Origin of the sequence: Alcanivorax sp. (genome assembly GCF_019431375.1) — a bacterium.
Classification (GTDB): Bacteria; Pseudomonadota; Gammaproteobacteria; order Pseudomonadales; family Alcanivoracaceae; genus Alcanivorax; species Alcanivorax jadensis_A.
This window is the reverse complement of sequence record NZ_CP080267.1, coordinates 321,881-340,450: the sequence shown is the minus strand read 5'-3', so window position 1 is coordinate 340,450 and position 18,570 is coordinate 321,881. Positions and strand designations below refer to the sequence as shown.

Annotated in this window: 15 protein-coding genes and 1 pseudogene; 10 read left to right on the top strand and 6 right to left on the bottom strand. The window is 60.5% G+C overall.

From position 1 onward, the window contains the following. Nucleotides 1-243 precede the first annotated feature (243 nt). Complete coding sequence (locus tag KZ772_RS01485) at nt 244-831, bottom strand: uracil-DNA glycosylase family protein (RefSeq protein ID WP_290538129.1); 588 nt, start codon at nt 829-831, stop codon at nt 244-246. Further along, nucleotides 828-1,706 carry an acyl-CoA thioesterase II gene (gene tesB / locus KZ772_RS01480; protein ID WP_290538128.1) on the bottom strand — a complete coding sequence of 293 codons (879 nt, stop codon included), beginning with the start codon at nt 1,704-1,706 and terminating at the stop codon, nt 828-830. The genes KZ772_RS01485 and tesB overlap by 4 nt, the downstream gene beginning before the upstream one ends. A 156-nt stretch (nt 1,707-1,862) precedes the next feature. On the opposite strand from tesB, the gene mfd reads away from it, so the two are divergent. From mfd to KZ772_RS01450, 6 genes are all read left to right on the top strand, one after another. Further along, nucleotides 1,863-5,342, top strand: a complete 3,480-nt coding sequence (gene mfd / locus KZ772_RS01475; protein ID WP_290538127.1) for a transcription-repair coupling factor — start codon at nt 1,863-1,865, stop codon at nt 5,340-5,342. Between the two features lie 251 nt (nt 5,343-5,593). Further along, the gene (locus KZ772_RS01470) at nt 5,594-6,187 is read left to right on the top strand and encodes a peptidoglycan binding protein CsiV (protein WP_290538126.1); all 594 of its coding nucleotides are present in this window, start codon (nt 5,594-5,596) and stop codon (nt 6,185-6,187) included. Between the two features lie 394 nt (nt 6,188-6,581). Next, a complete protein-coding gene (locus tag KZ772_RS01465) occupies nt 6,582-7,634 on the top strand; it encodes a Glu/Leu/Phe/Val dehydrogenase dimerization domain-containing protein (RefSeq protein WP_290538125.1) in 1,053 nt (350 codons plus the stop codon). A gap of 9 nt (nt 7,635-7,643) precedes the next feature. Then, the gene (gene pdhA, locus KZ772_RS01460; protein WP_290538124.1) at nt 7,644-8,705 is read left to right on the top strand and encodes a pyruvate dehydrogenase (acetyl-transferring) E1 component subunit alpha; all 1,062 of its coding nucleotides are present in this window, start codon (nt 7,644-7,646) and stop codon (nt 8,703-8,705) included. Beyond that, nucleotides 8,698-9,705 carry an alpha-ketoacid dehydrogenase subunit beta gene (locus KZ772_RS01455; RefSeq protein ID WP_290538123.1) on the top strand — a complete coding sequence of 336 codons (1,008 nt, stop codon included), beginning with the start codon at nt 8,698-8,700 and terminating at the stop codon, nt 9,703-9,705. The genes pdhA and KZ772_RS01455 overlap by 8 nt, the downstream gene beginning before the upstream one ends. 61 nt (nt 9,706-9,766) lie before the next feature. After that, nucleotides 9,767-10,870, top strand: coding sequence for a dihydrolipoamide acetyltransferase family protein (locus tag KZ772_RS01450; protein ID WP_290538122.1), 1,104 nt, complete (start codon nt 9,767-9,769; stop codon nt 10,868-10,870). Nucleotides 10,871-11,027: 157 nt separating this feature from the next. On the opposite strand, the gene KZ772_RS01445 is transcribed toward KZ772_RS01450, so the two are convergent. Further along, on the bottom strand, nt 11,028-11,750 hold the full coding sequence (locus KZ772_RS01445) for a YebC/PmpR family DNA-binding transcriptional regulator (protein ID WP_290538121.1): 723 nt from the start codon (nt 11,748-11,750) through the stop codon (nt 11,028-11,030). Between the two features lie 103 nt (nt 11,751-11,853). Then, the gene (locus KZ772_RS01440) at nt 11,854-12,762 is read right to left on the bottom strand and encodes an oxidoreductase (protein ID WP_290538120.1); all 909 of its coding nucleotides are present in this window, start codon (nt 12,760-12,762) and stop codon (nt 11,854-11,856) included. Nucleotides 12,763-12,946: 184 nt separating this feature from the next. Between KZ772_RS01440 and KZ772_RS01435 the strand changes: the two are divergent. The 4 genes and pseudogenes from KZ772_RS01435 to KZ772_RS01420 all read left to right on the top strand — a co-directional run bounded on the left by KZ772_RS01435 (nt 12,947) and on the right by KZ772_RS01420 (nt 16,350). Beyond that, nucleotides 12,947-13,885: pseudogene (locus tag KZ772_RS01435) on the top strand (SDR family NAD(P)-dependent oxidoreductase). A 226-nt stretch (nt 13,886-14,111) separates the two neighbouring features. Further along, complete coding sequence (locus KZ772_RS01430) at nt 14,112-15,026, top strand: pirin family protein (protein WP_290538119.1); 915 nt, start codon at nt 14,112-14,114, stop codon at nt 15,024-15,026. 136 nt (nt 15,027-15,162) lie between these two features. Beyond that, nucleotides 15,163-15,618, top strand: a complete 456-nt coding sequence (locus KZ772_RS01425; RefSeq protein WP_290538118.1) for an AtaL-like protein — start codon at nt 15,163-15,165, stop codon at nt 15,616-15,618. 174 nt (nt 15,619-15,792) lie between these two features. Beyond that, a complete protein-coding gene (locus KZ772_RS01420; protein ID WP_290538117.1) occupies nt 15,793-16,350 on the top strand; it encodes an antibiotic biosynthesis monooxygenase in 558 nt (185 codons plus the stop codon). Between the two features lie 91 nt (nt 16,351-16,441). Here the strand turns inward: KZ772_RS01420 and KZ772_RS01415 are convergent, their stop codons facing one another. Both KZ772_RS01415 and KZ772_RS01410 read right to left on the bottom strand, forming a co-directional pair. Further along, entirely contained in the window at nt 16,442-18,160 is a 1,719-nt protein-coding gene (locus KZ772_RS01415; protein WP_290538116.1) for an NAD-binding protein, read from the bottom strand. Between the two features lie 5 nt (nt 18,161-18,165). Then, the gene (locus KZ772_RS01410) at nt 18,166-18,549 is read right to left on the bottom strand and encodes a DUF6394 family protein (protein ID WP_290538115.1); all 384 of its coding nucleotides are present in this window, start codon (nt 18,547-18,549) and stop codon (nt 18,166-18,168) included. Nucleotides 18,550-18,570 lie beyond the last annotated feature (21 nt).

Here is an 18,570-nt window from a genome sequence, read left to right as displayed (position 1 = left end):
CTCTGCACAACCCCTTGCATGCTCAGTCTTTCAGGCTGGCTCGTAATCTAGGCGCGCTTTTGAAGGTGTATGTCCATCCATCGAAAAAGCGCAACGACGAGTACGGGCCAGCCTGGAAGACCCGGAGGGCGTGTCCTGAAGCGCACATCTGCTGCGCCTTGCCTCTAGGAAAGGAAACCACCCTGCCCGTCGAGACAAGACACAACATCTGCACGCTTCAGGCCACGCTGAGTACGCAAGGGGTTATGCAGAGACTCCCAAAGCTTTCACACGTTCACGCAACACCGGCAACACCTCTTCCTCGAACCAGGGCCGCTGGCTCAGCCATAACCGGTTTCGCGGGCTGGGATGAGGCAGCGGGAAGTAGCCATACTGCAGGGCCCGGTCGAAATCACGAACATTGTCAGACAGGGTCTTGCCCGGCGCCGGCAGATAGTACTTCTGGGCATACTGTCCTACCAGCAGGGTCAGCTGCAGATCCGGCAGCTCCGCCAGCAACTGTTCATGCCACTGGGGGGCGCATTCCGGGCGGGGCGGCAAATCACCGCCCTTGCCACGGCCCGGATAACAGAATCCCATGGGAATAATGGCAATGCGGTTTTCGTCATAGAAGGCTTCCCGGTCCATCTGCAGCCAGTCGCGCAGCCGGTCCCCGGAAGGATCATTCCAGGGCACCCCGGTTTCATGGACCCGGGTCCCCGGCGCCTGACCCACGATCAGCAACCGGGCTCCCTCCCCGGCCCGCACCACCGGGCGCGGCCCCAGGGGTAGATGGGCCTCGCACAACCGACAGGCCCGCACCTCCTCCAGTAAAGGAATCAGCCGACTCATGCCGCTGGGCTGTCCGAGCGGTGCAGGCGCATCAGGCCTTCCTGGGCCACCGACGCCACCAGCGTGCCATCCTGGCGATAGATGGAACCGAAGTTCATCCCCCGGGAGCCACCGGCAAAGGGGCTCTCACTGCGATAGAGCAGCCATTCATCAATGCGGAAATCCCCGTGGAACCACATGGCGTGGTCGATGCTGGCGCACTGCACATGGGGCTGCCAGAAATTCATGCCATGAGGCAACATGGCGGTGCCCATCAGCCCGAAATCCGAGCAGTAGGCCAGCAGCGCCCGCTGGGTCATGGGGTCTGCGTCAACCGAATCGACCACCTTGAACCACACCTCCCGCAACGGCGGCTCCGGCTGGGACGAAATCGGATCACGGGGGGTAACCGGACGGAATTCCACCGGACGATCCTGAAGAAACGCCTCGCGGTACTGTTCCGGCAAGCGGGCCACCAGCTTCTGCCGGGCCGCCTCGTCATTCTCCAGGCCTTCCGGGCCGGCCACATCCGGCATGGGCGCCTGATGGGCAACGCCCTCCTCTTCTACCTGATAGGACGCCGCCAACGAGAAGATCGGCCGGCCATGCTGGATAGCGTTGACCCGGCGGGTGGTAAAGCTCCTGCCGTCTCGAATGCGATCCACGTCATAGACGATCGGTTTGTTAAAATCCCCGGCGCGCAGGAAATAGGCGTGCAGGGAGTGCACCGACCGGTCCGTGGGCACGGTTTTCGAGGCCGCCAGCAACGCCTGCCCGGCCACCAGACCGCCAAACACACTCTGCTGGCCATTGGCCTGGCTCTGTCCTCTAAACAAATTATTCTCGAGCTGTTCCAGATCAAACAGCGTCATCAGCTCCCGAACCGATGCATTCATACCCAATCCTCAGCGCAAACAAAAACTCATCTTAACCGCTGACAGCCTGCATGTTCAGCCCCCTCCCTGTGAGAGAGATGGTTGCTGCTGCAATGGCCGGGCGAGCCCCTCACCGCTACAATACGCACCCACCGAACACGCAGGACACGGGTCTTAATGAAGTTACTCCCCGACAGCGCCCTCTTTCCCACCGGCCGCGAACACTATAAAGACTGGGCCGGGCTGGACAGCGGCAGCATGGCTGCCGTGCTGGCCGAGCTGGCCCGCAGCCAGGACCATCTGTTTGTGGTGCTGGCCCCCAACAGCAGCCGCGCCCAACACATTGCCGATTCGCTGGAATTCTACCTGGCCGGTAGCGGCGATGAGGGCACAGACACGCCGGTGATGCTGTTTCCGGACTGGGAGACCCTGCCCTACGACCTGTTCAGTCCCCACCAGGACATCATTAGCGACCGCATCCGCGTGCTGCACCAGCTACCCAACAGCCACAAGGGCATTCTGGTGGTGCCGGTGAATACCCTGATGCAGCGGCTGGCCCCACCGTTACACATCACGGGTAACAGCTTCCTGCTCAAGGTGGGCGACACCTTCAATATGGAAGCTACCCGCCAACGACTGGTGACCTGCGGCTACCGCCAGCGGGACAACGTCTACGAGCACGGCGAATTCGCCGTGCGTGGCGCCATCATGGATATCTATCCCATGGGGGCCGATCAACCCTTCCGCATCGAACTGTTCGACGACGAGATCGAATCCCTGCGCCTGTTCGACGCGGAAAGCCAGCGCTCCACCGGCAAGGTAGACGACATCACCCTGCTGCCGGCAGCGGAATACCCGCTCAGCGCCGACGGCATCAGCCGTTTCCGCACCGCCTTCCGCGACACCTTCGACGTGGACACCCGCGGCGTGCCGCTCTACCAGGATGTGTCCGATGGCCTGTCTGCGCCGGGGCTGGAGTACTACCTGCCACTGTTCTTCGAACACATGGCCACCCTGTTTGACTACCTGCCCGACGATGTGCGGCTGGTAGAACTGGGCGGCTGTCAAAACGCCGTGGAGCACTTCTGGGCCGATGTGGAACAACGCTACGAATCCCGCCGCCACGATATCCACCGCCCCATTCTCGCGCCCTGGAAGTTGTACCTGCGCCCGGAAGAACTGGCGGCTTCTCTCAAACAGCACCCCCGTGCCCGACAGGCGGATAGCGACAACGCCATTCACTTCGACGTGGCCAACATGCCGGCTCTCACCGCCGATGTGCGCGCCAGCAACCCGCTCGCCCTACTGCACACCTTCGCCGACGCCCACCCGGACACCCGCATCCTGCTCTGTGCGGAAACCGCTGGCCGTCGCGAAGCTCTGCTGGAGCTGATGCAAAAAATCGGCATCCAGCCGGCCCTGAAAGACAACTGGCCAGACTTTATCGCCCAGCCAGAGCGCTGGAGCCTGACCCGTGGCGAGCTGGATGCGGGCTTCTACGCCCCCGAACACGAACTGCTGGTAGTCACCGAAAACGATCTCTACGGCGAACGCGTACTGCAGCGCCGGCGCCGTAAATCCAGCAGCGACGACGGCGCCGCCGAGCAGGCCTTCCGTTCCCTGGGCGAACTCACCGAGGGCTCCCCGGTAGTGCACCTGGAGCACGGCGTGGGCCGCTATATGGGTCTGATCCACATGGAAGTGGACCGCCAGCAACACGAGTTCCTGCTGCTGGAATATGCTGGCGGCGACAAACTCTACGTGCCGGTGTCCTCCCTGCACTTGATCAGCCGCTACGGCGGCGGCGATACCGCCCCGCTCAACCGCCTGGGCACCGAACAGTGGAGCAAGGCCCGGCAGAAGGCCGCGGAAAAGATCCACGACGTGGCCGCGGAATTGCTCAATACCTACGCCCGCCGCGAAGCCCGCCAGGGCAAGCAGTTCGACGTGGACATGAGCGATTACGAGCGCTTCAGCGCCGGCTTCCCCTTCGAGGAAACCCCTGACCAGCAGGCCGCCATTGCCTCGGTGATTGCCGACATGCAGTCCAGCCAGCCCATGGACCGGCTGGTGTGCGGCGATGTGGGCTTCGGCAAGACCGAAGTGGCCATGCGCGCCGCCTTTGTGGCGGTGGAGAACCAGACCCAGGTGGCGGTACTGGTGCCCACTACCCTGCTCGCCCAGCAGCATTACGAATCCTTCACCGACCGCTTCGCCGACTGGCCGGTAAATATCGAAGTGCTGTCGCGCTTTCGCAGTGCCAAGGACAAGACCCAGGTGCTGAAACGCCTGAAAGAAGGCAAGGTCGATATCCTGGTAGGCACCCACCAATTGCTGCAGGAAACCGTGTCCTTCAACGACCTGGGCCTGATCATTGTGGACGAGGAACACCGCTTCGGGGTGCGCCACAAGGAGCGCCTCAAGCAGATGCGCGCCGAGTGTGACATCCTCACCCTCACCGCCACGCCGATCCCCCGTACCCTGAACATGGCCTTCAGTGGCATGCGCGACATTTCCATTATCGCTACTCCGCCGCAGAAACGCCTGTCGGTGAAGACCTTTGTGCAGCAGCACAACGACACCACCATCAAGGAAGCCCTGCTCCGCGAGCTGCTCCGCGGTGGCCAGGTGTACTACCTGCACAACGACATCGACACCATGGAACGAACCGCCGCGGATATCCGCAAGCTGGTGCCCGATGCCCGTGTGGGTATTGCCCACGGGCAGATGCGCGAGCGGGAGCTGGAGGCGGTAATGAGCGACTTCTACCACCGTCGCTTCAATGTGCTGGTCTGCTCTACCATCATCGAAACCGGCATTGACGTGCCCAGCGCCAACACCATCATCATCGACCGGGCGGACAAACTGGGCCTGGCCCAGCTGCACCAGTTGCGTGGCCGGGTGGGCCGCAGCCATCACCAGGCCTACGCCTACCTGATCACCCCCAGCCCCAAGGCAATGACCAAGGACGCCATCAAGCGCCTGGAAGCTATCGAACAGGCCACCGACCTGGGTGCCGGCTTCATGCTCGCCAGCCAGGATCTGGAAATTCGCGGCGCCGGGGAATTGCTGGGGGAAGAACAGCACGGCAACATCGAGACCATCGGCTTCAGCCTCTACATGGAGATGCTGGAGCAGGCAGTGGAGGCATTGAAACGGGGCGAGCAACCGGACGTGGAGAAGCCCCTCAGTGGCGGCCCGGAACTGAACCTGCGCATCCCGGCATTGATTCCCGAGGACTACCTGCCGGACGTGTTCAGCCGCCTGACCCTCTACAAGCGTATTGCCGGCTGCAAGACCCGCGATGGCCTGAAAGAACTGCAGGTGGAAATGATCGACCGCTTCGGCCTGCTGCCGGAACCGGTGAAAAACCTGTTCGCGGTCACCGAGCTACGCCAGCAGGCGGAACGGCTGGGCATCACTCGACTCGATGCTCACGCCAGCGGCGGCAAGCTGGAGTTTGGCGAGCGCACCCCGGTGGACCCGCTGACCATTGTCAAACTGGTCCAGTCCGGCCCTAACCGCTTCAAGCTGGAAGGCGCCAATGCCCTGCGTTTTGTCGAGAGCAGTGAGACACCGGAGGAGCGAATTCAGGTGGTCGACGCTCTTCTAAAACGCCTGTCTGCCCAGAGCATCAAACAGGACACAGGCAGTTAACTCGTGAAAACCGACCGGTCAGGCTGTTAGTCGTGAATTGACCGTGTGAACTGGTTATAGTCGTTGAAATAAAAAACCACGTGGGTGCAATTTCCAGGGGAAACGTCCGCTCCCAACCGGGACCAAAGGGCGCATGGAAAGCACTGGGCTCTCCGCTCAGAGCGGAGAGTCCGACAGGCAGCAGGAAGGGCACGCCTCCACGTCAGCATAACGATAAGGCCTTTACACGGGCCATCTAAGGAGAACTTCCGATGCTTCGCGCATTTTTTCTGGTTGTGCTGGCCCTTGCGGCCAATCCCGCCATTGCCCAGAGCTGGTACAACGTAGAAGTCCTGGTATTTGCCCGCGATCACGGCAGCAGCGAAGAAATCTGGCCCGCTGACCTGCAACCTCGCTATGCCTCCCGCTCGGTAACCATCGGCGAGCCGCAAACCAGCGAATATGCCGACCCGGATACCCTTGCCCGTGGAGCCTGGCAGCCCCTGTCGGAGGAGCAGACTGTCCTGCAGTACATGATGGAACGTATGGCCGGAACCGGCGACTACCGCCAGCTTTACCACAAGGCCTGGCGCCAACCCATTGGCGCCAAGGGCGAGACCCTGCCGGTCTACCTGCGCGGCGGCCAGACTCTGACCACCGACGATGGCGCAGTGCCGGAACTGGAAGGCACCCTGCATTTCAGTGAATCCCGCTACGTTCACGTGGAACCGCGTATCTGGTTCAACACCCAGAGTAACGGCCAGCGCTTCTATGTGGACATCCACGAAAGCCGCCGCCTCACCGGCCACGAAGTCTATTACTTCGACCACCCCATGTTCGGCATGCTGGTGCGAATCACTCGCTAGCTCCCCAAGCCCTCAACCCAGCCTCGCCGTAGAAGCGTCGCTGGCGGCGCGATAAACCAACAGTGACGAGTTGCGAGAAGCGAGTTTCGAAAATCAAAACCCAGGAGCAGGAAAAGCCAGGTCTTCGCTCCTCGTAACTCGTAACTCGTAACTCGTACTCGCAGCTGGATTGGACTATCGCGCCGCCAGCGACGCTCCTACTGTAACCATGTATCACTGCTCCGCACCGCCGCCTCCTTATTCCCCCACCCCATAACACCGCCTGTCAGAAATAACAGATCCGTACAGGCACACCACCGTTTCCCGCGCTAAAGTAAATCCAAGGGCCCTACCCGGCCCAAACAATGCCATCCCGAACGGGTCTACCTACCCTGCCGGGAAAGGAGCCGTTGCCATGTTCGCTACCCTCGAACAGACCGACGTCGCCGAACTCCATCAATTCCGGGATCCGGCAACCGGTCTGCGCGCCCTGATCGCCCTGCACTCCACCCGATTGGGCCCTGCCCTCGGTGGCTGTCGCTGTCTTCCCTACCCCGATGAACACACTGCCCTCAATGACGTCTGCCGTCTCGCCCGTGGCATGAGCTACAAGGCTGCTCTGGCGGGCCTGCCGCTTGGCGGCGGCAAGGCAGTGATCATGGAACCGGACAAACCCTACGACCGGGCCGCCCTCTACCGGGCCTTCGGCGATTCCGTAAACCGGCTGGGCGGGCGCTATATCACCGCCATGGACGCCGGCACGGAAATCCGCGATCTGGACCAGGTGGCCACCCGCACTCGCCATGTATGGGGCTTTTCCGGCGATGGCATGGATCCATCGCCCTACACCGCCCTGGGCGTATTCGCCGCCCTGGATGCGGCTATCCGCCACCGCTTCCAGCGCCATGGCGCCAGGGGCTTGCACATCGCCATTCAGGGCCTCGGCCATGTGGGCAGCCAGCTGGCGCTGATGCTGGCCCGCGCCGGCGCCCGACTCACCCTGGCGGACCTGGACCCGCGCCTGGCCCACCGGCTGGCCGACCGTCTGAACACCCAGTGGGTGCCCGCCGACAGCATCTACGACGTGGCCTGCGATATCTTCATGCCCTGCGCCCTCGGTGGCGTGCTGAATGCCGATACCATCCCCCGCCTGCGAGCCGGGTTGATCGTGGGCGCCGCCAATAACCAGCTGGCCAGCGACGACGATGCTGAACGACTACGCCAGCGCGACATCCTCTACACCCCGGACTACCTCAATAACGCTGGCGGCCTGATCTCGCTGGCCCTGGCCCACCGACATGAGAGTCACAGCGCCATCCGCCACCAGGTGCTCGGCATCGGCCGCACCCTGAGCCAGTTGCTGGACCAGGCGGACCAGAACCAGCTCAGCCCGGCACAAATGGCTGACCGGCAGGCAGAACAGCGACTTCACGCTGACACCGGCAAGCACGCCTGGAAAGCCGCCTAGGAGGATGCCATGTTCACCCCCACTCCCTATGACATGCACCGCCGACTACCGGATCTGCCGGATAACACGGACTGGCCACGGCTGGTGGACGGCTACCGCCATATGGCGCTGATTCGCACCTTCGACAAGAAAGCAGTGAACCTGCAGCGCACCGGCAAACTGGGCACCTACGCCTCCTGCCTGGGCGCCGAGGCCATCGCCATTGCCGGCGGCATGGCCCTGCACGATGATGATGTCTTCGTGCCCTACTACCGGGACCACGCCACCCAGTACCTGCGCGGCGTACCGCTGCATCTGATCCTGCAGTACTGGGGTGGCGACGAGCGCGGCAACGCCTTCCCGGTGGATACCCCCGCCGCCCGCGACCTGCCCAACTGCGTACCCATCGCCACCCAGCTCACCCAGGCCGCCGGCATCGCCACCAAGACCAAACTGTGCCACGAAAAGGCCGCCGTGCTGGCCACCTGTGGCGATGGAGCCACCTCCCGCGGCGATTTCCATGAAGCCCTCAATGTGGCCGGGGTCTGGCAGCTGCCACTGGTGGTGATGGTCAACAACAACCAATGGGCCATTTCCGTACCACGCAGCCTGCAGACCGCCAGCGACACCATCGCCCAGAAAGCCGTGGCCGCCGGCATCGAAGGCTTCCAGGTGGACGGCAACGACCTGCCTGCCCTGTTGGAAGCGCTGGACTACGCCCTGGACAAGGCCCGCCATGGCAAGGGCGCCACCCTGATCGAAGCGGTCAGCTACCGGCTCAGCGACCACACCACCGCCGACGACGCTGGCCGCTACCGCAAGGCCAGCGACCTGCACGCCGCCTGGCAGCGCGAACCGGTGGCTCGGCTGCGCCAGACCCTGGCCGACGCCGGCCACTGGGATGCGGAGCAGGAAAAACAGTGGCAGGCCGATTGCCAGCAACAGGTAGATAAAGCGGTGGAGACTTACCTGAACCAGCCACCACAGGCCCCCACCGACATGCTCGACTACCTCTACGCCGAGCTGCCCGAGGCCCTCAAGGCACAACGGCAACACCTGCTACAACAACAACCGGGAGGCCACCATGCATAGCGCCCAACCACACCCGGACACCAGCGTACCGTTGAACCTGCTGGAAGCGGTCAATCAGGCCCTGCGCCACGCCATGGAAGCCGATGAAAACGTGGTGGTACTGGGCGAGGACATCGCCACCAACGGCGGCGTGTTCCGTGCCACCGAAGGCTTGAAAGAGACGTTTGGTTTCCGCCGGGTCATGGACACCCCGCTGGCGGAAAACCTGATCGCCGGGCTGGCAGTGGGCATGGCCAGCCAGGGCCTGAAACCCGTCGCCGAGATCCAGTTCATGGGCTTTATCTATGCCGCCCTGGAACAGCTGATCAGCCATGCCGCCCGCCTGCGCAACCGCACCCGGGGCCGGCTGAGCTGCCCGCTGGTGATCCGCGCGCCCTTCGGCGGTGGCATCCACGCCCCTGAACATCACAGTGAAAGCACCGAGGCCCTGTTTGCGCATATTCCTGGCCTGCGTGTGGTGATCCCCTCGTCCCCGGCCCGGGCCTACGGGCTGCTGCGCGCCGCCATCGCCTGCCCGGACCCGGTGCTGTTCCTGGAGCCGAAACGGCTCTACCGCCTGCAACGGCTGCCGGTGGAACTGGACGATGACCCTCTGCCCCTGGACCGCTGCTTCACCCTGCGTGCCGGCGAAGATGTGAGTCTGATCAGCTGGGGGGCCATGATTCACGAAACCCTGGCCGCCGCCGAGCAACTGGCCGAAGAGGGCATCAAGGCGGAAGTGATCGACGTGGCCACCCTCAACCCGCTGGACCGGGACACCCTGATTGCCACCGCCAGCAAGACCGGCCGCGTGGTCATCGTCCACGAAGCCCCTCACAACGGCGGCTTTGGCGCCGAGATCGCCGCCACCCTGGCCAGCGACGCCCTCATGCACCTGCTCGCCCCCATAGAGCGCGTCACCGGCTACGACTGCCCCATGCCCTACTTCGCCATGGAACAGCACTACATGCCGAGCGTGGAACGGATCGTGGCGGCGGCAAAGAAAACGTTGGAATATTGAGAAAGGTCGGACGTCTGACGTCAGACCTTAGACGTCCGACCCGACCAACAGGGAGGCAACCATGCCCTACTTCACCCTGCCCGATCTGGGCGAAGGTTTGCAGGAAGCGGAAGTGGTCGAGTGGCACGTGAAGGAAGGCGACACCGTAAAGGTGGATGACCTGCTGCTCAGCGTAGAAACCGCCAAGGCCATTGTCGATATCCCCGCTCCCCAGGACGGCACCATCGCCACCCTGTTCGTGGCCAGCGGCGATCTGGTGCATACCGGCGAACCACTGCTGGCCTATGCCGGCGACGAGGGCAGCGGCAGCCAGACCGTGGTGGGGAACCTGCAAAGCCAGGAGGATGCGGACAATCCGGACAGCTTCGTGGTCGGCGCCGTCCCCCACTCCCGCCCTTCCGGCGGCACCACTCCGGCCATCCGCGCCCTGGCCCGCCACCTGGGCGTCAACCTGGACCAGATCAAGGGCAGCGGCCCGGCGGGCAGCATTACCCTGGAGGATGTGCAGCAACAGGCGAACCTGAAACACAGCCACGGCGACAGCACCCCACTCAAGGGCGTGGCCCGCACCATGGCAAAGACCATGGCCAACGCCGGGCAGCAGGTGGTGCCGGTGAGCCTGTTCGACCAGGTCAGCGTCAGCCACTGGCCGCAAGACACTGATATTACCCTGCGCCTGATCCGTGCCATCGTCGCCGGCTGCCGGGCGGAGCCGGCGGCAAATGCCTGGTTCGATGGCGAACATCTGAGCATGCGGGTAGTGGAAAAAGTGGACCTGGGCATCGCCGTGGACACCCCGGACGGCCTGTTCGTGCCGGTACTGCGGGACGTTGCCAACCGGGAACCGGCGGACCTGCGCGACGGCCTCAACCACCTGCGCCGGGATGTGGAACAGCGAAAAATTCCCGCCAAAGAATTACAAGGCGCAACCCTCACCCTGAGCAACTTCGGCACCCTGGGCGGCCGCTATGCCACCCCGGTGGTGGTGCCCCCGCAGGTGGCCATTGTCGGCGCCGGCAAACGCTTCACCCAGCCGGGTATCCGCAATGGGGAGTTATTCGAGGATGTGCAGCTACCGGTCAGTGTCACCTTCGACCACCGCGCCCTCAACGGGGGCCAGGCAGCCCGTTTTCTGGCTGCGCTGCTGGCCGATCTGGCTCTATAGAGACAAGGGCGTTTTTTCCACAGAGGGCACGGAGACACAGAGGAAAAAAACCGGCAGCTATTTTCCAGTGATACTGGGCAGGTTGCTCGCGACAACGATGCAGAGTCTTCCTGTTTTTACTCCGTGCTCTCTGCGGCCTCTGTGGTGAAAAAGTGTTTTATTCCGCCAGATCCACGTTGTGATACACGTTCTGCACATCGTCCAGATCGTTGAGCATGGCCAGGAATTTATCGAACAACTCCCGGTCATCGCCGCTCACCGTGGTATAGCTCTGTGGAATAAACTGGATCTCATCCACTTCGAAATCGATCCCTTCGAAAGCCGCGGTGAGCGCCTGGCGGGCCTTGGCATATTCGGTGTTGGGGGTGAATACGGTGAGCATGCCGTCTTCGTTTTCAATATCGGTCACATCCACATCCGCTTCCATCAGAGCTTCCAGCACCGCCTCTTCGTCATCGTGACGGAACACAAAAATGGCCGCGTGATCGAACATATGGGCCACGGTGCCCTGGGTGCCGATCTTGCACTTGGTCTTGGTAAACGCCACGCGCACATCACCGAAGGTGCGGTTGGGGTTGTCAGTCAGGCATTCGATGATCGCCATACAGCCACCGGGGCCATAGCCTTCGTAACGTGCCGGGGCGAAGTCTTCGCCGCCACCGCCTTTGGCCTTGTCGATGGCTTTCTCGATCACATGACCAGGCACCTGATCCTTCTTGGCCCGCTCGATCAGGCCACGCAGAGCCAGGTTGGCTGACGGGTCCACGCCACCGGCTTTGGCACACACGTAGATCTCACGACCATAGCGGCTGTAAACCTTGGCCTTCATGTCCGAGGTTTTGGCCATGGATTCTTTACGGTTCTGGTAGGCGCGGCCCATGAGATGCTTGCTCCGGAATTGATAGTCAGCCGGGGATTTTAGTGGAAAAGCGCACAATTACCTATGCCCGGTGAACAACGCCGCGCAACACCCGACAAGCAGCCTAATCGTTCAGATAATGCACCCCGGTCAACTGCTCCGATTCCTGCCACAGCCGCTGCGCCACGGTTTTATTGTCGGTGATCTTGCGGGCATACGCCGGGGCCGGGTAGCCCCGCAATTCCATGATCCTGCTGTCCGGGCCATAGTAGCCGCCCGGCTCCACATCCGGGCTGGTGGCGGCCATGACCCCGGGCAGGCAGCCCATTTCCGCCGGCTGAGCCATGATGATATTGAACAGGCCTCCCGCGGGCACGGTGTCCTGCAGGTGGGTGGCAGAGTAGCCCGGGTGGGCGGCATAGGCATGAATCGTCGAACCAGCCTTTTCCAGGCGGCGGTTCAGGTCCCTGGCGAAAATCAGGTTGGCCAGCTTGCTCTGGCAATAAAACGCCCAGCGGGAATAGCTTTTTTCCGCATTCAGGTTGCCCCACATCAGTTTGCCGCCACGGTGCGCCAGGCTGGATATCTGCACGATACGGGGCGCATCCGCCGCCTCCAGCAGCTCAAGAAGCTGACCGGTCAGGGCAAAATGCCCCAGATGGTTGGTGCCAAACTGGATCTCGAAACCGTCTTTGGTCCGCTGCAAGGGTGGCGCCATCAGGCCAGCGTTGTTCAGCAGCACATCCAGCTTTGCAAAGCGCTGCTTTACCGCGTCGGCAAACGACTTCACCGACGCCAGATCTGCCAGGTCCAGCGCCATGACCTCCAGCCGGGCCTCAGGCACCACCGCCCTCACTTCAGCCGCCGCCGCGTTGGCCTTCTCCACATTGCGGCAGGCCATGATCACTTCCGCATTCTTGCCGGCAAACAATTTCACGGCTTCCAGACCAATCCCGCTGTTGGCACCAGTCACCAAAATCGTCTTACCGGAAAGATCCGGCATCATCGCCGGCCGCCAGGTTGATTTGCCCATAACCGCATCCTTTCAGATCATTCCTGTAATCGTGATTGTGCCGGGGACAGAAGGAAAAGACCCCTTCCTGCCAGGCCAATCGATAGAAGACAGGATCCACAGGCATATCCCTCCTTCACTCCTTCACCGTTTTAAAACCTGCCTGCCACCGAATCGCACAGGACCCTCACTGAGCATCAATGGTATGGTTCTGTCCTTATTTTGTCTGGCCCGGCGCCTTTGGTGCCATTTCACGGCTACCGGACACAACCACACCGAGGGAGGACAGCAAGTGGGCAAGAAGTATGATCTGAACGGCAAGGTGGCTCTTATTACCGGCGCCACCGGCGGCATTGGTGCCGCCAGCGCGCGGGCACTCTATCAACAAGGAGCCAGTCTGGTGCTGACGGATTTATCCCGACAGACACTGGATGCTCTTGCTGCAGAATTCGATGCCGAGCGGGTTCTTGCCCTGCCGCTCGACGTCACCGATGGCGCCGCCTCGAAAGCCGTCGTTCAGCAAAGCGTGGAACGCTTTGGCCGGCTGGATATCGCTTTTGCCAATGCGGGTATCGCCTGGCGTAACACCCCGGCTACCATCGCCAGCTGTGACGAGGCCGAGTTTGAAAAAATCATCGAGGTGGATCTGTTTGGCGTCTGGCGCACCATTCGCGCGGCCCTGCCAGAAATTCAGCGCAATAACGGTTAAATTGTCATCACTTCCTCGATTTACTCTTTTATCAACGGCATGGTCAATGCGCCCTATGCCAGCTCCAAAGCCGCAGTTGAGATGCTGGGTAGAGCCCTGCGAGCCGAACTGGCTGGCACCGGTGCCAGCGCCAGCGTGCTCTACCCAGGCTGGACGGCAACTCCGATTGCCGATATCGCCTTTGGCGGCCATGCCACCGCCTCCGAGCTGATTGAAAGCGTCTTCCCGGCGGTGCTGAGAAAGCAGGTACAACCAGAAGAAATCGCCACCGCCCTGGTTGCCGGCCTGGCAACCCGCTCCGCCTCGATCATTGCCCCGGCCCGCTGGAAGCCTCTGTCCATGTTGAGAGGAGTAATGAGCCCAGTCAGCGATGCCTTTCTTGAACGCAGCCAAAAAATTCATCGCCTGGTTCGTAACATCGAATCGGAACGCTAGGACAAAAGATACCGCCATCCAGGCCTCACCTTGAGTCCATTGTGAGATGATCTGTGTGGACCCAGTGCAGGAATCAGAGGCACCTAACTGCTTTTGTACCAAGTTCGCTTGCCTGCACCTCAAGCAATCCTTAGCGTTGATTTCATTGGTAGAGTAAACATGCTTCTTTGCAATGACACGAGGGACACTGGCAGCAATCAGACTCATTAACAGGCGAGGAAATCCCATGAGTAACGAAACGCAACAGCTCGAACTGGAATGTGATATTACCCATGGCTGCGGAGCCATTGAGCTGATTATTACCCCTAAACAGAAAGATCTGGGCGGCTTTTCCGTACGCCGCACTTTGCCCACGATTGAGCGCAAGAAAGTCGGCCCCTGGATTTTTTTTGATCATATGGGGCCGGCAGAATTCGAGCCAGGCAATGGCATCAACGTTCGCCCCCATCCCCATGTCAATCTGGCAACGGTCACCTACCTGTTCGAGGGGGAAATCTTGCATCGCGATTCCCTTGGTAGCCTGCAACCGATTCAGCCGGGTGACGTGAATCTGATGGTCGCTGGCAAGGGGATTGTTCACTCAGAACGCGAACGCCCGGAAGTAACCACTACCCGACGCAGGCTGCACGGTCTGCAACTTTGGCTGGCTCTACCGGAAGCCGATGAGGAAACTACCCCGGACTTCATCCATTATCCATCTGCCCAGATACCAAGCGTCAATGAGGGGGGCATCCCCGTTAGAGTTATCATGGGTGAGGCCTACGGCGTTCGCTCACCAGTAAAAACCTTTGCCCGCACCCTGTATATTGAAGCACGTCTCAACGCTGGCCAATCCCTACAACTCCCCGACGAACAGGAACGGGCGGTTTATGTGGTCGATGGCGAACTCCGGGCTAGGGATACCCATCTTCCCCAACACAGTATGGCAGTACTGAATGACGAGCCAGGAGTAACTGTGACTGCAGTGACAGACTGTACGCTTGCCCTTGTTGGCGGGGAGCCCATTGGGCAACGTTTTATCGACTGGAACTTTGTTTCCAGCCGCAAAGAACGCATTACTCAGGCCCGCGAGGACTGGAAAGCCGGTAACTTTCCGAAAGTACCCGGAGACGAAGAAGAATTTATTCCTCTACCTGAATAAGAGATCACCCTCATGCTATCAGCCCCCTGCCGGCACACCCTCAGCCTGTTTACGTGATTCGAGGATTACCTTTGCTGTTATTGCCATTCACGGCAGGAATCGCACTCCAAGAGCCCGAGATAAAAAGGAATGACCGATGCAGTTTGAACATATCGTACAAGTCAACGACCTGGCCAAAAGCGAGCTACCGGTTTTGAGCCGGAGCCGGCTCTGGAACGGCCTGGTCTGCCGGGCCAGGGAACCGGACAAGTTTCTTGTCGGGCTGGATCATTACCAGCTTCTCAAGGAGGAAAACAACTACCTGCAGCGATGCCTGGAACTGCCCGGGCTGACAGTCAATGATGAAGTCTGGCTGACGCCAGAATCCCGTATCGAATACAGGATCACCCCGACAGATCAAGTGCCGGGTGGCAGCCTGATCATGGAAATCGAGGAGCCGGAACCTCATGCCCTGTTTGTCCGCTTCCGGTATTGTTCTAAACATCTGGACGAGATGGATGAGGCCCTGCCCTATGATCTCTTTGTCCAGCAGGCCTATGTGGCCACGGATATCGATACCATCCGCATCATTCGCAACCTGGCACAGAATTGAGAGCCAGGCCCGGCAAGTAAGTGACCCGACGGGAACGACCTGTGGGTGGCAGGATGCCCTGCTACTCCTTGTCGCCTCGGGTTACTTTCTCGCCAGGTTCCGGATCGTCTAGAAGCATATACCATCGTTACTTTCCTGCTTAACTGGCCAAACCCACTAACGATAGTGACAAGCATGAACGACAAACAACCCGGCGTTTCCATCCTCATTGAGCATCAAGTAAAACCCGAATACAGCAACGACTATGAAAACTGGCTGCCAGAAATCATCGATGCAGCCGCCGGCTTTCCTGGCCATCAGGGTGTCAATATCCTTAAACACCATTCAGGCAGCCATCACTACAACATTGCAGTACGTTTTGAGTGTCAGCAGCATGCCGATGAGTGGCTACACTCCGATATCCGTCGTCATCTCATCAGCGAGGTTGATCATTGCCTTGCCCAGTCAGAACGGCTGGAAATGCGCACCGGGATCGACAACTGGTTCGAGCTACCTTCTAGCGGAGCCAGCCATCCTGTGCGATGGAAACAATGGCTTCTGACCACACTGGTTATCACCGCCTTGACCATGATCGTGCCCCCCATTCTGGCACCAGTATTCAACGCGCTCCCCGCCCTTGGCATCTGGGGGGTACGTCACTTCATCAGTGCAGCGATCATTGTTGGTCTGGTGGTATATGTGGTCATGCCCAGAGTCGTTGCTCTTACGGCAAAGTGGTTATTTTCCCACTAAGATAGTCTCGGAACAGCAATTTGATGATGATCCTGAAAGCTCTCCGACAGCACCGCATGGGGGGAGCTTCCGAGGGAAAACGAGCCACTCGTTATTCCCTCACGTCCGCCGGCGCTGCCCGTCGTTTGGCCAGCCAGCGCCAGACCAGGCCGTCTGGTCGCTGATGCCCCGTCTGCACGTAACGCAAGGCATTGAGGTGGCGCAGGCTCCATTGCATCTGATTATTGGCTTTGTCCGTGCCACAAAAAAGCAGCCGGTCCCCGGGCTCCAGATTTTCATTTTCATCTGGCAGAAGAATATTGCGGCCATTGCGGCGCAGCATCAGGGGAATGGCATCCAGACAAGTGAGCCGATGACGAGGGCTTCGACACAGATTGCCCAGGGTAACCGGCTCCCCCAGACGCAGAGCCAGGGTTACTGCGGGGGTCTCTTCATCGCCGATCTGCACGTGCCAGCTTTCCGGGGTGATCGTGGTCGTGATGCCGGCCATACGCCCCAGCAGTTGTTCATTCCACTCATTACCCTGCTGTTCCGCTTCCCGCAGAAATTCTTTCAGCAAAGGCGCATTGAGCACCGAAAGAAAACGACTGGCCACCAGAAAACTGGTTTGCACAGGCAATTCCGGATTGACTGCCTGGAATAGCTGACGGTTATGCAGGCGGTTTTGCAGTGCCACCATATAGATACTGCTATTCAGCTCGCGAGCGGTCATCATCACTGACAGGTTATCGGCGTCGTCCGGCGTTGCCACCACCAGGGCGACGGCCTTGTCGATGCCCGCTTCGCGCAGGGTCACCGCCTCAGTGCCTTTACCTTCCACACTGCCCGCAGGCACATCCGGCTGATGCGGATGCGGGGTGACCACCACCAGCTCGATACCTGCCTCCTTGCTGAGCGCTTCGTAAACGGCCCGGCCGAAGGGTCCAAAGCCGCACAATATCCAGCGCCCCTGGGGAGGCATGGGCCTCTCCGGCAAGGCGGCGCCGGGCAGAGAGGTAAGCCAATCGTACACCCGGTGAGTATCCGGCTGGCGAATACCCAGCAACAGTCGCCGGGCAAAATCCTGGTAGGGATTGACCACCAGGTCGGTGCCAAAGGACAGCATGTTGTTGGCGTTTTCTTCGCTGCCGGCGCGGCAGAACACCTGGCTGTGCTTGTTGAGCAGCTTCACCGTAGTGGCAATTTTAAGATTGGTGTGATTATTGTTGGTCACCGCCAGCACACCGCGACACAATGGATGCTTGAGCCCGGCCTTGACCAGATTACCGGGGATTTCCGCATCTACGGTAAAACCCGGCACGTACAATCCCTGGTCCTTGATGCGCAGGGAATCGATGGCTTCCGGATCCTTGTCCACAATGACCACTCTCATGCCACGGCTGAGCAAAGACCGGGTCAGCAACTTGCCAGTATCGCCATACCCGCAAATCACATAGAAGGGTTCACGAAACCGTCGCAAGCTGCGCTGCAGTTGCACCCGGCTCAGTTCCTGACGAAAACTCTTGTCCTGTAGCAGGGAAATGATGATGCCCACGGAATACAGCCAGGAGAACACGGTCAGGTAAATGCTCACCATGGTCCACATGCGCTGGCCGCCGGAAAAATCGTAGGGTACTTCGCCAAAGCCAATGGTGCTGCCGGTATAGCTGACCACATAGAAGGCTTCGAAGAAGCTCATGCGCCAGGGGTTACCCTGATCATCCACACCCGGGATCAGAGTGAAGCCCACAGTGGCGATACTGTAGGCCACAATCAGCACCACCAACGGCACACGCATGCGCCGCAGGATCATGGGGACTACCGAGGGCATGCTGGTTACCGCTGAAGAGTGATGGTTTCCACCGTCAACAGCACGGCGGATAACAGGTTGGCCAACAGGGCGCCACCGGACAGGGAAACAATGGAAGCCATGACCGCTGGCGTCAGTCCCACTTCCGTCACATGCACCGCTACCGCCCAGACAATCGCAGCGACAATCAATTGCAGATCCGCCACCAAACTTGAGGCCAGCAACACGGCACCAATCTGGGTGCGTTCGCCGAATTTGAGCACGGTGGCGATCAGGCTCACGACCAGGGCTGCAAACAGCTCGTAAACGTCGTGGTGTTGCGGGTTATCAATCTCTCCGTAAAAGAACCCGAAGTTGAGGGTCAGCGCAAGCAGAATGAAAAAGCCAAAAACCACCTTCTCGAGGTTCATCGTGCATCCTTGTTTTGCCTG

Excerpts from the sequence above, each read along its gene's own strand:
- KZ772_RS01485 (WP_290538129.1), bottom strand. The coding sequence starts at position 831 with ATGAGTCGGCTGATTCCTTTACTGGAGGAGGTGCGGGCCTGTCGGTTG.
- tesB (WP_290538128.1), bottom strand. The coding sequence starts at position 1,706 with ATGAATGCATCGGTTCGGGAGCTGATGACGCTGTTTGATCTGGAACAG.
- mfd (WP_290538127.1), top strand. The coding sequence starts at position 1,863 with ATGAAGTTACTCCCCGACAGCGCCCTCTTTCCCACCGGCCGCGAACAC.
- KZ772_RS01470 (WP_290538126.1), top strand. The coding sequence starts at position 5,594 with ATGCTTCGCGCATTTTTTCTGGTTGTGCTGGCCCTTGCGGCCAATCCC.
- KZ772_RS01465 (WP_290538125.1), top strand. The coding sequence starts at position 6,582 with ATGTTCGCTACCCTCGAACAGACCGACGTCGCCGAACTCCATCAATTC.
- pdhA (WP_290538124.1), top strand. The coding sequence starts at position 7,644 with ATGTTCACCCCCACTCCCTATGACATGCACCGCCGACTACCGGATCTG.
- KZ772_RS01455 (WP_290538123.1), top strand. The coding sequence starts at position 8,698 with ATGCATAGCGCCCAACCACACCCGGACACCAGCGTACCGTTGAACCTG.
- KZ772_RS01450 (WP_290538122.1), top strand. The coding sequence starts at position 9,767 with ATGCCCTACTTCACCCTGCCCGATCTGGGCGAAGGTTTGCAGGAAGCG.
- KZ772_RS01445 (WP_290538121.1), bottom strand. The coding sequence starts at position 11,750 with ATGGGCCGCGCCTACCAGAACCGTAAAGAATCCATGGCCAAAACCTCG.
- KZ772_RS01440 (WP_290538120.1), bottom strand. The coding sequence starts at position 12,762 with ATGGGCAAATCAACCTGGCGGCCGGCGATGATGCCGGATCTTTCCGGT.
- KZ772_RS01430 (WP_290538119.1), top strand. The coding sequence starts at position 14,112 with ATGAGTAACGAAACGCAACAGCTCGAACTGGAATGTGATATTACCCAT.
- KZ772_RS01425 (WP_290538118.1), top strand. The coding sequence starts at position 15,163 with ATGCAGTTTGAACATATCGTACAAGTCAACGACCTGGCCAAAAGCGAG.
- KZ772_RS01420 (WP_290538117.1), top strand. The coding sequence starts at position 15,793 with ATGAACGACAAACAACCCGGCGTTTCCATCCTCATTGAGCATCAAGTA.
- KZ772_RS01415 (WP_290538116.1), bottom strand. The coding sequence starts at position 18,160 with ATGCCCTCGGTAGTCCCCATGATCCTGCGGCGCATGCGTGTGCCGTTG.
- KZ772_RS01410 (WP_290538115.1), bottom strand. The coding sequence starts at position 18,549 with ATGAACCTCGAGAAGGTGGTTTTTGGCTTTTTCATTCTGCTTGCGCTG.